We start from the raw sequence: 12,681 nt of genomic DNA, 5'->3' as shown, positions 1-12,681 counted from the left end.
GGCCTCGCCGGCGCTGCCGTACCGGGCAAACATGCCCGAGGCCCTGAGCAGCCTTCTCGACACGCTGCGCGAGATCTCCGCCGCCGGTGTCGGACTCCAGGTGCTCGGCGCTACGGGAATCCTCGCCGACGGCTCGAACGCCATCGTGCCGTCGCCACGACAAACTCGCCGTCCGCTGCCCAGCAACCGTGCAGGTCGCAGCCATCAACGAATGGCTGAAAACGGCACGTGACCACGCCTCAAGCCCACACCCCCTTGACTACGGCGTGGCCCACTGCAGCCGCCCGCCCGTAGAACCCCAGGAGGTCCCTGTGATGGTCGAGGAACTCCTGCCTGTCCTGCGCCTCGTCTCGGCCGGAGTAGCGAAGCCTGGCACTGGCGACGTTCCACAGCTCGTCGAAAGAGACACTCGCGAGGAAGTCTGCGGCCTGTGACACCCCAGGCGCCTCCAGAATCATCAGGGGTGGGTTGGAGGGGTCGGCGTCGGCGCTGTGCGCCACGGGGCGGCCGCCGTAAATCGGCAGCGCCCAGGGCTTGTCGGCGTCTGCTTCGAGGGCATCGGCAGCGGCGTAGAGGTCATTGACGTCGTCCCAGACCTTGTCGATCGAGTCAGCGATACCCGCTGCGTACTCGTCGGGGTGGTTGTCCCAAGCCTCGGACATGAACGCCGCAAGCCACCTGTGGTCGTCCCGGATCTCGGACCCCGCGACGGCGCGAAGGTGTAGATGGATGCTCACGGCGACGAGTCCTCCAGTTCGCCGGGGCCCGCCTGTCGGGCCGAACGGACAGAACTTACACAGCTGCGCGGGGCCGGGTGCGGGATTGCGCACGAAGGGGGCGACACACACGGGGTCCTGATGCGGCCGCCCCCTGGCCGGCAGCGAGCCCCGTGTGTGGTCGCCCGTCCTCGGTCCGGTGCCGGATTGAGTCGCTGTTCTCAACTCCTGACGCTAGGTTGCCTCTTGAGCGATCAACGGCTGATCTGGAGGACACCCCCGTGAGCGAGACCCCCGCCGCGTCGAGCGAGGTACGCAAGAGAATCAAGACCGACCAGCCGCACACGGCCCGGATCTGGAACTACTGGCTGGGTGGCAAGGACAACTACGAGGTGGACCGGGAGGCAGGGGACCAGATCCGCAAGCTGCACCCCGGCATCGGCGACTACGCCCGCGCCGATCGGCTGTTCCTCGGACGCGCCGTACGGCACCTCGCGGGCGAGTGCGGGATACGGCAGTTCCTCGACATCGGCACCGGTCTGCCCACCGCCGACAACACACACGAGGTCGCCCAGCGCGTCGCGCCGGAGTCCCGCATCGTCTACGTCGACAACGACCCGCTGGTGCTCGCGCACGCCCGCGCCCTGCTGACCAGCACGCCGGAGGGGCGAACGGACTACCTCGACGAGGATCTGCGCAACGTGGACGCGATCCTGGAGCAGGCGGCCCGGACATTGGACTTCAGTGAACCGGTTGCGCTGGTGTTGCTCGGCGTCGTCATCTTCATCGAGGACGACGAGGCGGCGTACGGCATCGTGCGGCGCCTCATGGACGCGCTGCCCAAGGGCAGCCACCTTGTCCTCTCGCACACCATCACACGGCCGGACATGCCCGACGTCGACGCCGCGGTGGCGTTCTGGAACGAGCACGGCACGCCGAAGTTGACGCAGCGCACCCCCACCGCCGTCGCCGAGTTCTTCGGCGGGCTGGAACTCCTCGAACCCGGCGTGGTCTCCTGCAACTGGTGGCGTCCGGACGACGGAGGTGACTCCGGTCTGCCTGCTGAGGTGGCCATGTTCGGTGGCGTGGGACGCAAGGCCTGATCGCCCTCGGCCCGCGCGGACCCGGGGCCCACACTCTGCTGTGTGCCCCGGCCTCGGGCAGGGCGGTGGTCGAGCGGCCCGAACTGTCCGCAGGGCTGGCGGACTTCCCCCGGCGTGAGGACACGGAACGTGTCCGGAACGTGTCCCCACGCCCCTGCACAAACAGCCGCTGACGGTGCATCGGCCCCACCGGAAAGATACCGGCCCGCGCGGGCGACCGGTCGACATGCCGGTGACCTCGGTCATGCCCGCGCGGGAGGTATCACACCCTGAACTCCCGTATCACCGTGTTCCGGAACACTGCCGCACCACCGATCGTGAACAGCGCGAGCCCGGTGTCGACGAGGTATGGGAACGCCTCCATCGAGTGCACGTACCGGCCGTCGTCGACGAACACCTCGACGGACGTGCGGTCCACGAGGATCCGCAGCTTCACCTTGCGCGCGGAGGGGTCGAACGGGGTGTGGCTCTCCTGCCACTTGCCGGAGGTGTCGGGGTTGACGGCACCGCGCCGATTGACGAACGCGTAGTCGCCGTACACGCCCACGTCGATGTGCCGTCCGCCGTCGGCCGAGCGGCGCAACTGCACGCCCGCACCCGCGAGTTGATCCCAGGCGATCTCGCAGGAGAGCTCGTAGGCGACGCCGGTGTAGTCCAGCACTCGGCTGCCGTCGACCTTCAGGTCGCCGAGGCGCACCGTGCGCGAGACATGGTCGTCCAGGGCTGCGATCGGCCGCGAGGCCAGGTAGTACGCGCCGGAAGCGGCGCGCTCGAGCGTGATCTCGCGGACGATCGAGTCGGTGCCGTTGAAGCCGTCGCAGTCGATCGTAGGAGTGATGTTCGGGTAGTCCCAGTTGTTCAGCCAGCCCAGGGCGTTCCGGGTGCGCGGGTCGACGGAGCCGTCAGCCCGACGCTTGTCGAAGGTGACGGCTCCGTACCAGTCGAAGCCGTGGTCGAGCCACTGCGGGTCGGCGGCGTCGGCGGTGAAGGCGTTTCCGTCGAAGGAGCCCGGCCAGTACGCATATGTGTTCGGCAGCCCCGACCCCTTGCCGTTCGCGCTCACGCCCAGGACCCACCTCGCCGTACCGTCCGCCGTCGTGATGCGGAACAGGTCGGGACACTCCAGCGTGCCGATCCCGTCCTTGACGAAGCCGCCCGCATACGTCCACCTCTTGAGGTCGTCGGAGTGGTAGAAGCCGATCTTCGTGCCCTCGGCGAGCGTCATCAACCATCGGTCGCGCTCCTCGTCCCGGATCACCTTGGGGTCGCGGAAGTCGCGCACGCCGGGGTTGGGCAGGACCGCATCGGTGCCGTGGTTCGTGAAGGTACGGCCGCCGTCCGTGGAGTAGTACAGGTACTGCGCCTGTGAGGTGGGCCCGTCGTCGTGGGACATCGTCGCGATGACGACGACCGCGCCCGCGCCGAATCCCGCTGTGCCGTCCGCGTCGACGACAGCCGAGCCCGACCAGACGTCCCCGTTCGGGGTTGTGTCCTTGGGGACGGCGACACCGCGGTCCCGGAAGGCGACCAGGTCGGTGCTGGTGGCCAGGCGCCAGGCGGTGCCGACGGCTCCGGTGAAGTAGTCCGCGTTGTACAAGTAGTAGTAGTGGTACTCACCATCGATCCAGACCGGTCGCTGCGGGTCGTTCTTCCACGCGTCAGGGACCGTGAAGTGGTACTCGGCGCGGTAACTCGCGCCGGATCTCCCGCCCTTGGGGCGGGCGACGGCCGGCACCGCGGGCAGCGCCACGGCGGCCGCTCCCGCGGCCGACCCGGCGAACAAGGCTCTCCTGGACATCCCACGCATCACGCATCGTTCCTCTCGTGCGAGTCATGCGAACGGTGGCTCATGTGGAACCAGGACTGTAGACCTAACTCGTTAAAGGTCAAGCGTTCACGACCCTTGACAGTGCCGCGACCCGCTTCACATCATCTGGGGCATCACCCCTGAACTAACACGAGTTAGGCCCGTCTGATGACCGACTCGCACCTCTCCCGCCGCACCCTGCTGCGGTACGGCGCCTACGGCGCTGGAGCCGCCGCCCTGGCCGGCACCGCCGCGAGCTGGGAGCGGCTCACCGGAGCCGACATTCCCGGCCGCGACGACGGCTCCCTCGTCGTCGCCACCCTGGGCTCCGCCTTCGACCAAGCCGCCGTCCGCAGCCTCAGCGAGGGCTTCCGGAAACTGCACCCGGGCATCAGGCTCCGGATCAACGCGGTGCAGGCCGTCGACTGGTCGGACTTCTTCGCGAAGATCCTCACCCAGATCGCGGCGGGCACCGCTCCGGACCTCGTCTACGTCGCCACCGAGGGCGTCCAGCTCTTCGCCCAGCGCCTCGGCGTCCCCCTGGACCGCTGGGTGAAGCGGGACGGGGCCGAGCTGCGCGAGTACTTCGCCGACGTCCACCCCTCGCTGGTGGAGTCGATGATGTACGAGGGGAGCCTCTACCAGCTGCCGGTCGAGTTCAACGCGGCCGACATGTATCTCAACAAGCAGGTGCTCAAGCGGGCGGGCGCGGACTTCCCGGCCGCCGACTGGACCCGCGACGACTTCACCGCGCTGCTGCGGGACATGAAGCGCTCCAGCGGCTCCCACTTCACGCCGTACTTCTGGACCAACCGGCTGTGGGGCGGCGTGGTGCCCTGGCTGTTCGCGAACGGCACCAACCTGCTCGCCGAGTCCAAGGCGCCCGGCGGCTCCTGGCTGTGGGACACCTTCTACCCGGCCGCCCAGCGGCGCGGGCGCGGAGGCGGCTTCCGGTGGACCACCCCGCAGGCCACCGACATCCGCGTGGCGGAGGCGTACGACTACCTCGCCTCGCTCATCCAGGAGGACCTGTGCACCCGACCCGAGGGCGGCAACGGCAGCAACCTGGTCGGCGTGTTCTCCACCGGCCGGGTCGGCGTCACGCCGGCGGGCGGCTTCTGGGCCGGCGGTCTGCATCTGGCAGGCATGCGGCCCAGCGGCTACGACGTGCAGTACTTCCCGCGTTGGCGCACCCAGCGCCACCAGTTCGGCGCGGCCGGCTACGCGTTGCTGCGCACGTCCAAGAAGCAGGACGAGGCCTGGGAGTTCATCAAGTACTCCGCCCGCAGGGACACCCTGACCCAGCTCTTCAAGGGCAACCAGACCACCCCGGCGCGCCGCTCGATGCTCACCGGCACCCGCTACCAGGAGACCGGCCCGGCGCACTGGCAGGTCTTCTACGACACCCTCGACAAGTTCCCCGACACCGGGCCGATCCCCGCGCCGCCGCAGGTCGCCGAGGTCGAGCAGGTGCTGCTCAAGCACACCGGTACCGCGCTGGCCTCCCCGCGGGCGGTGCGCCCTGCGCTGCGCCGGATGCAGGGCGACCTGGAGAAGGCCATGGAGCGTGACGTATGACGAACACCCAGACCCCGGCCGTACGCACACGCCCGGCCGCACCGCTCGCGGTCGCCCGCCGGCCCTCCGCCCGCGAGCGCGGCACCCGGCTGCTGGCCGCGCTGTTCCTGGCACCCACGATCGTCGGCATCGTCGTCTTCACCGTCGTCCCGATCGCCGGCTCGGTCGTCCTCAGCCTCTTCCACTGGAACGTGATCGACTCCCCGAGCTTCGCCGGGGACGCCAACTACCGTGAGGTGTTCGGCGATTCGACCGTGCTGGTCTCCTTCCGCAACACCCTCGTGTTCATGGTGTTCGCGGTGGCACTGCAGTTGCTCATCGCCCTGGTGCTGGCACTGGCCGTCAACGGACGGATGCCGGTGTGGCTGCGGTCGGTATTCCGCTCGGCGTTCTTCTTCCCGCTGGTACTGTCCGCCGCGTCCATCTCGGTGGTGATGAAGTACCTGTTCAACCAGGACTTCGGGGTGGTGAACTGGCTGCTCGGTCTCATCGGGATCGCCCCGGTGCCGTGGTTGACATCGGAGAACTCGGCGATGGCCGCCGTGATTCTCGTGTACGTCTGGCAGCAGTTCGGCTTCTCCTTCCTGCTGTTCGTCGGAGGCCTGAACAACATCCCCAAGGAGATCCACGAGGCCGCCGCCCTGGACGGCGCGACCGGCCTGCGCAAACACCTCACCGTCACGCTGCCCCTGCTGTCGCCCACGCTGCTGGTCGCGTCGGTCGTCGGCATCATCAACGCGCTCCAGGTCTTCGAGCAGCCGTACGTCCTCACGAACGGCGGGCCCGGCGACTCCACCAGGACCGCCGTGATGGTCATCTACGAGAAGGCCTTCGAACAGCTCCGGTTCGGCGAGGCGTCCGCGGTGGGCGTGCTGCTGTTCGTGCTGATCATGGCGGTCACCGCCCTCCAGTTCCGGCTCAGCCGGCGTTTCGTCCACTACCAGTGAGCCGGGTGAGTCCCATGAGCCAAGCAACGCTGTCCCTGAGCCGTACGCGGCACTCACTCGCGCCCTGGGCACGGATCGCCGGGCTGACCGTATGCGCCCTGCTGACGCTCGGGCCGGTCATCTGGACCGTCTCCACCTCGCTGCGCACCCCGGCCGACTCCTTCGACCTGCCGCCGCGGATCATCCCGACGCATCCCACCACCGAGGCGTACCACGGGGTCTTCGACCAGATCGACGTATGGCTGCTCGCCCTCAACTCCACGCTCGTGACCGCGCTGATCGCCGTGGGCCAGATGATCACGGCGGGCCTGGCCGGATACGCCTTCGCACGCCTCGAATTCCGTTTCAAGAAGCCGCTGTTCGGGCTCGTGCTGGCGACCATGATGGTGCCGTTGCAGGTCACCATCGTGCCGGTGTTCCTGGTGCTGAAGTCGATGGGCCTGACCGACACCCTGCTCGGCCTGATCGTGCCGGCCTTCCCGACCGCGTTCGGCACCTTCCTGATGCGCCAGTACTTCCTGGGTATGCCCAAGGACCTGGGCGAAGCGGCCATGCTCGACGGCGCCGGGCCCTGGCGGATCTTCCGGTCCGTCTACGCACCGCTGGCAGCGCCCGGCCTCGCCATCGTCGGCGTGCTGGCCTTCAACTACCACTGGAACGAGTTCTTCCGGCCACTGATCCTCGAGACCTCCGGCCAGAACTACACCCTGCCGCTGGGCCTGGTCTCCCTCCAGGGCAACCTCGGCACCGGCTCCATCTCGGTGGTCCTCGCCGGTGTCGTCCTCTCCATGCTCCCTGCCGTCGCCGTGTTCGTCGTCGGTCAGCGCCCTCTCCGCGAGGGCATCACCTCCGCAGGAGTCAACCGTTGAGCCACGACCCCCATGCGCCGCGCTTCCGGGTCCGTCCGCCCTCCCACTGGATCAACGACCCGAACGGGCCCTTCCGTTGGCGAGGCCGCCACCACCTCTTCTACCAGCACAACCCGAACGCGCCGGTGCACGCGGACATCCACTGGGGCCACGTCTCCAGCCTCGACCTCGCCCACTGGGACCACCACCGGATCGCCCTTACTCCGACGCCCGGCGGCCCGGACGAGGCGGGCTGCTGGTCCGGGTGCGTGGTCGACGACGGAGGTGTGCCGACCGCTGTGTACACGGGAGTCGACCGTCACCACTCCGGCCTCGGCACCATCTGCCTGGCGCGGGCGACGGACCCCGACGACGCCACGCTCACCGAGTGGAAGCCGCTGCCCACGCCGGTGGTGACCGGCCCACCGCCCGGTCTGGACGTGGTGATGTTCCGCGACCCGTTCGTCTTCGCCGACGACGGCCGGCGCTGGGCGCTCGTGGGGGCAGGACACGCGGACGGTACGCCGTCCGTCCTGCTGTACGACTGCGACGATTTGGCCGACTGGCGGTTCGCGGGGGTCCTGGTCGACGGCAACGACCCTGTCGCCGGGGACGCGTTCGGCGACAAGGCGGTCGGCTGGGAGTGCCCGCAGATGTACGCGACGGCGAGCGGGGAATGGGGGCTGGTGGTCTCACTGTGGGACGGAGATCCGTGCGCCACGGGCTACCTGATGGGACGTCTGCAACCATACGGCGAGGGGGAGTTGCGTTTCGAGGCACGCTTCGCCGGCCGGCTCGATCACGGGCGGGACTTCTACGCCCCCGCCGTGCTCCAGGAGGCGGACCGGGCCCTGATGTGGGGCTGGTCCTGGGAGGCACGTGATCCCAGCGAGGCCGTGCGCGCCGGATGGGCCGGCGTCCTCACAGCGCCCCGAGTGGTGGACGTACACCCGGACGGGTCGCTGCGGGTCTCCCCGGCCGAGGAGCTCGAACTGCTGCGCGCCGCCGAGCCGTTCGTCACCGCACCGGGCCGGACCGCACTCCCCGAGGCGTACGACCTGAGCGTCACCGCTCGCGCCCGGACGACCGTAAGTCTGCTCCGGTCCGCCTCGGGCCAGGAGCTGACGGTCCGCCTGGACCCGGAGGCGGGCACCGTGACGCTGGACCGCGGCGGCTGGCCCCGGACGGGCGACGAGGGGGCCCCGCCGATCGAGGTGCGGGTGCCGCCCCGGGAAGAGCTCCGGTTCCGGATCCTTGTCGACGGCTCCCTGTACGAGTTGTTCGTCGACGACCGGGTCACCGTCACCGAGCGGGTCTACCGGCGCCCCGACGACGTACGGGAGCTCGTGGTGACGGGATCGGCAGCGGCCGTCATGGGGTGGGAGCAGGTCCCACCGACGCGCGGCTGATCACGGGGCAGGCGATGCGCCGCGTGGCGGTGGGGGGCGTCCGGCCGGTGTCGATGGCGTCGAGGAGCAGCCGGGTGGCGGCCTCGCCCATCGCCCGGTGCGGCAGCGCGATCGTGGTGAGGGGCGGCGCGAGGAAGGCGGCCATGTGCTCCTGGTCGTCATATCCGACCACCGAGAGGTCGTCGGGAACAGCGATCCCGAGCCGGGTCGCGGCATGCAGGACACCCGCCGCGACCCGGTCGTTGTAGCAGAAGATCCCGGTGGGGCGCCGGTCGACGCCGGCACCGTCGAGCAGCCGCGCCGCACCCTCGTAGCCGCTGGAGATCTCGCCTCCGGTCCGTACGACCCACTCCTTGGGGACGGTGATCCCTTCCGCCCGCAGTGCGTCCCGGAATCCGCGCAGGCGCTCGAAGGACGCGATGTCGTCAAGGCCGCCGACCAGCGCGATCCTTTGGTGTCCCTGGCCGAGGAGCAGGCGGGCGGCCGTACGGCCTCCGGCGCGTTCGGCGGGGACGACGGCGGGCAGGGAGTTGTCCTCGGGCAGGCAGTTGGCGAGGACGGAGTGGGTGCGATGCAGTCCCTCGGGAACACGGACGCGCCGCAGGGACATGGCCGCGTAGATGATGCCGTCCACGCGGCGGTCGAGGAGTTCGGCGACCGCCGCGTCCTCCATGGCCCGGTCGCCGCCCGAGTCGACGGTCAGGACGAGATGCTCGCTGTCCCAGGCGGTCTCCATGGCGCCGCGCAGCAGCCGGCCCGCGAAGGGCGAGGAGGCGATCTCGTCGGTGATCAGACCGATCACTGCGGTACGACGGCGGCGCAGGCCGCGGGCAACGGGGTCGGGGCGGTAGCCGAGCTGGGCCGCGGCCTGGCGGATGCGTTCCTGGGTGGCGAGCGAGAGGTTGCCATCGGCACGGCCGTTGAACACGAAGGAGACCGCGGTGTGCGACACACCGGCGAGCCGGGCGACATCCCGGGACGTGGGACGCCCGGTTCCCGTCGTGTGGCTGTCCTCGGTGCTGCCCATGCCGTCCGCTGCCCTCATCCCCCACCCGCCGCCCGGTTGATCACTCCCCACCTTATCGGCGACCGGGGCGGCGGCGCCGTCCGCGTGGCCATCCGCCTTCGGCGGGAAGTCGGGCACGGACCGCCGCTGGGCCCTGCTACTCGGTGAGCGCCCGTTGGCCGCCGGCGACTAGGGGGTTTCTGATGGATCTCCGTGGAAGAAGGAGCGGCGTTCGGTGCGTGCTCGCGGCGTGCCGGGCGGAAGTCCTCGATGGGGGTCCCCCCGCGCGAGCGAAGCCGAGCGTGGGGGAGGAGCTACTAGGGCTTTTGTCCGGTGCGGCGAGAGTGCGTGCCGGGCGTCGCGACGCCGCGGAGATCCATCAGAAACCCCCTGGGGGGCTCCACCCCGTGGGCAGGCTCATGCGTCTGCTTCCAGCACCTGCTTCAGGGTGGCGAGTTCGGTGTCGACCAGGGCGGTCTGCTCGTCGAAGAAAACGTCGGTGAACGTGGACGGCTGAAAGAAGGTGATCATGAATTCGCTCCCGGCGCCGTTGGGGACGACACGGGCGGGGACCCGCCAGGAGGCCATCTCCTCGACATAGTCGTGGTCGAGGACACCCTGTTCGGCGTCGCCGCGGATGCGGAGCTTGGCGGGGCCGTGCGGAGTGGTCATCAGCCACCAGTCGGGCTCGTCGGTGGGCTCGATCGCCTGGACGTTGACGATGGCCCAGCGGGTCCAGTTGGCCGCGTCGGCGAGGAACGCGAAGACGTCGGCGACGGGCCGGTCGATGCTGACCGTCTTGGTGACGGATCGGGCAGTGGTCACGGTGGTGCTCATGCCAGGGCCTTTCAGTTGTTCGTCCCCATGGTGTCGCGCTGGGCTTCGCCCACGAGGCGGCGCATCCACCCCTCCAGCTGTTCGCGCTGCTGGGGAGTGAGGGAGTCGAAGAAGTGGGAGTCATTGCGATCGGCGATCACGGCCAGTTCGGGAACCAGGTCGCGCCCGGCCTGCGTCAGCGTCAGGCGCAGGCTGCGGCGCGAGGCCGGGTCCGGTTCGCGCGTCATCAGTCCCTTGGCGGCAAGGCGGTCGACCAGGCGCGAGACGGCGCCTGCGTCGATATCGATATACCGGGCCACCTCCCCTGTGGTCGTCGCGTCGCCGCGGTGGACGGTGACCAACACCGCCCACTGGGAGACGGTCACGTCATGACGGGCGAGTTCTTTCTCGAAGCGCCCGTGCACCTCGTCGGAGAGCCGACGGAGCCAGTAGCCGAGATGGTCACGCAAGCCGCTTGGTGTGGCTGTCACCCCTCCACCATGACTGACGTGACAACTCTTGTCAAGACAACATTGAGCTCGCAGCGCGCAGACGCACCGAGTGTGCGACAAAGAACCTGAAGCGGCTTTGCATGACCATGCGCGAAGATGCATACTCTTCCTATGTCTAAGGTCCTCACCTCCCTTCCCGCCGGCGAACGCGTCGGCATCGCCTTCTCGGGCGGCCTCGACACCTCGGTCGCGGTCGCGTGGATGCGCGACAAGGGCGCCGTCCCGTGCACCTACACCGCCGACATCGGCCAGTACGACGAGCCCGACATCGCCTCGGTGCCCGGACGTGCCAAGACCTACGGTGCCGAGATCGCCCGCCTGGTCGACTGCCGCGCGGCGCTGGTCGAGGAGGGCCTTGCCGCGCTCACCTGCGGGGCGTTCCACATCCGCTCGGGCGGGCGCGCCTACTTCAACACCACGCCGCTCGGCCGCGCGGTCACGGGCACCCTCCTGGTCCGGGCGATGCTCGAGGACGACGTACAGATCTGGGGCGACGGGTCGACCTTCAAGGGCAACGACATCGAGCGGTTCTACCGGTACGGTCTGCTCGCCAACCCGCACCTGCGGATCTACAAGCCCTGGCTGGACGCGGACTTCGTGACCGAGCTCGGCGGCCGCAAGGAAATGTCGGAGTGGCTGGTGGCCCACGACCTGCCCTACCGCGACAGCACGGAGAAGGCGTACTCGACGGACGCGAACATCTGGGGCGCCACCCACGAGGCCAAGACGCTGGAGCACCTCGACACGGGCGTGGAGACCGTGGAGCCGATCATGGGTGTGCGGTTCTGGGACCCCTCGGTCGAGATCCCCACCGAGGACGTGACGATCGGCTTCGACCAGGGCCGTCCGGCGACGATCAACGGCAAGGAGTTCGCCTCCCCCGTCGATCTGGTGATGGAGGCCAACGCCATCGGCGGCCGCCACGGCATGGGCATGTCGGACCAGATCGAGAACCGCATCATCGAGGCCAAGAGCCGCGGCATCTACGAGGCGCCCGGCATGGCCCTGCTGCACGCGGCGTACGAACGCCTGGTCAACGCGATCCACAACGAGGACACCCTCGCCCAGTACCACAACGAGGGACGGCGCCTGGGCCGGCTGATGTACGAGGGCCGCTGGCTGGACCCCCAGGCCCTGATGGTGCGCGAGTCGCTGCAGCGCTGGGTCGGCTCGGCGGTCACCGGCGAGGTGACCCTGCGGCTGCGGCGCGGTGAGGACTACTCGATCCTCGACACCACGGGCCCGGCGTTCAGCTACCACCCGGACAAGCTGTCCATGGAGCGCACCGAGGACTCCGCGTTCGGCCCGGTGGACCGGATCGGCCAGCTCACCATGCGCAACCTCGACATCGCCGACTCGCGCGCCAAGCTGGAGCAGTACGCCGGGCTCGGCCTGATCGGCACCGGCAGCCCCGCCATCGGCGCCGCCCAGGCGGCCGCAACCGGGCTGATCGGCACCATGCCGGAGGGCGGCGCCGAAGCCATCGCCTCCCGCGGCGAGGTCACCGGCGACGACGAGATGCTGGACCGCGCCGCGATGGAGTCCGGCACGGACTGAGCGACCCCGCCCAGCGGACCCCTCGACATCCCCGAGGGAGATGGATCACCGGAATGGCCGGCTCGGCGCCAAAGGCGTCGAGCCGGCCATTCCACTTCCACCGTGCCCCCATGCGGAACTCGCCGTCACGTACGGTCAGGCCCTCCCAAGGTCTACACCGTCCTTGTCTGTGCCAAGGGCCGCCAGGACTCCCGATCCCGCTACGAGGCGGCCATGGAGCGGGACGAATGGGGCCTGCGCGCGGGATTCGAGGACTACGTCATTGTGTTCATCCCCGCCGAAGGGCAGAGGACGTCCCGAACTACGAATTGAATCGGACGAACCGAAGCCGATTCTGAACCTTGGGGAGGGAGCAGGCCCGAACGAGCTGACCAACGCTCGT

Annotated in this window: 12 protein-coding genes; 7 read left to right on the top strand and 5 right to left on the bottom strand. The window is 69.3% G+C overall.

Annotation, left to right across the window (positions count from 1 at the left end):
• Nucleotides 1-31: 31 nt before the first annotated feature.
• Nucleotides 32-232: a hypothetical protein gene (locus tag IEY95_RS31315; RefSeq protein ID WP_189189533.1), complete on the top strand. Its 201-nt coding sequence runs from the start codon at nt 32-34 to the stop codon at nt 230-232.
• A gap of 7 nt (nt 233-239) precedes the next feature.
• Here the strand turns inward: IEY95_RS31315 and IEY95_RS31310 are convergent, their stop codons facing one another.
• Nucleotides 240-737, bottom strand: coding sequence for a DUF1877 family protein (locus IEY95_RS31310; protein WP_189189532.1), 498 nt, complete (start codon nt 735-737; stop codon nt 240-242).
• 260 nt (nt 738-997) lie between these two features.
• Here IEY95_RS31310 and IEY95_RS31305 point away from each other — a divergent pair, with 260 nt between their 5' ends.
• Entirely contained in the window at nt 998-1,819 is an 822-nt protein-coding gene (locus IEY95_RS31305) for an SAM-dependent methyltransferase (RefSeq protein ID WP_189189531.1), read from the top strand.
• A 262-nt stretch (nt 1,820-2,081) separates the two neighbouring features.
• On the opposite strand, the gene IEY95_RS31300 is transcribed toward IEY95_RS31305, so the two are convergent.
• Nucleotides 2,082-3,626, bottom strand: coding sequence for a glycoside hydrolase family 32 protein (locus IEY95_RS31300; RefSeq protein ID WP_189189530.1), 1,545 nt, complete (start codon nt 3,624-3,626; stop codon nt 2,082-2,084).
• A 168-nt stretch (nt 3,627-3,794) separates the two neighbouring features.
• On the opposite strand from IEY95_RS31300, the gene IEY95_RS31295 reads away from it, so the two are divergent.
• Genes IEY95_RS31295 through IEY95_RS31280 form a run of 4 tightly spaced genes read left to right on the top strand, consistent with a single transcriptional unit; the run spans nt 3,795 to nt 8,408 of the window.
• Nucleotides 3,795-5,204: an extracellular solute-binding protein gene (locus IEY95_RS31295; RefSeq protein WP_189189529.1), complete on the top strand. Its 1,410-nt coding sequence runs from the start codon at nt 3,795-3,797 to the stop codon at nt 5,202-5,204.
• A complete protein-coding gene (locus IEY95_RS31290) occupies nt 5,201-6,151 on the top strand; it encodes a carbohydrate ABC transporter permease (RefSeq protein ID WP_189189528.1) in 951 nt (316 codons plus the stop codon). Before IEY95_RS31295 ends, IEY95_RS31290 begins: the two co-directional genes overlap by 4 nt.
• Nucleotides 6,152-6,165: 14 nt before the next feature.
• On the top strand, nt 6,166-7,020 hold the full coding sequence (locus IEY95_RS31285) for a carbohydrate ABC transporter permease (RefSeq protein WP_189189527.1): 855 nt from the start codon (nt 6,166-6,168) through the stop codon (nt 7,018-7,020).
• Complete coding sequence (locus IEY95_RS31280; protein WP_189189526.1) at nt 7,017-8,408, top strand: glycoside hydrolase family 32 protein; 1,392 nt, start codon at nt 7,017-7,019, stop codon at nt 8,406-8,408. Before IEY95_RS31285 ends, IEY95_RS31280 begins: the two co-directional genes overlap by 4 nt.
• Here the strand turns inward: IEY95_RS31280 and IEY95_RS31275 are convergent.
• The 3 genes from IEY95_RS31275 to IEY95_RS31265 form a co-directional block, all read right to left on the bottom strand.
• A complete protein-coding gene (locus tag IEY95_RS31275; protein ID WP_189189525.1) occupies nt 8,371-9,435 on the bottom strand; it encodes a LacI family DNA-binding transcriptional regulator in 1,065 nt (354 codons plus the stop codon). The genes IEY95_RS31280 and IEY95_RS31275 overlap by 38 nt on opposite strands.
• Before the next feature lie 396 nt (nt 9,436-9,831).
• Nucleotides 9,832-10,251 (bottom strand): SRPBCC family protein, encoded by a 420-nt coding sequence (locus IEY95_RS31270; protein ID WP_189189524.1) that lies wholly within the window; start codon nt 10,249-10,251, stop codon nt 9,832-9,834.
• A gap of 11 nt (nt 10,252-10,262) precedes the next feature.
• Nucleotides 10,263-10,721, bottom strand: a complete 459-nt coding sequence (locus IEY95_RS31265; RefSeq protein ID WP_189189523.1) for a MarR family winged helix-turn-helix transcriptional regulator — start codon at nt 10,719-10,721, stop codon at nt 10,263-10,265.
• Nucleotides 10,722-10,853: 132 nt separating this feature from the next.
• Here IEY95_RS31265 and argG point away from each other — a divergent pair, with 132 nt between their 5' ends.
• A complete protein-coding gene (gene argG, locus IEY95_RS31260) occupies nt 10,854-12,299 on the top strand; it encodes an argininosuccinate synthase (protein ID WP_189189522.1) in 1,446 nt (481 codons plus the stop codon).
• Nucleotides 12,300-12,681 lie beyond the last annotated feature (382 nt).

This window comes from Streptomyces albiflavescens, assembly GCF_014645835.1.
Taxonomy (GTDB): domain Bacteria; phylum Actinomycetota; class Actinomycetes; order Streptomycetales; family Streptomycetaceae; genus Streptomyces; species Streptomyces albiflavescens.
The sequence above is the reverse complement of the archived record's forward strand: the minus strand, read 5'-3'. Positions and strand labels throughout refer to the sequence as shown.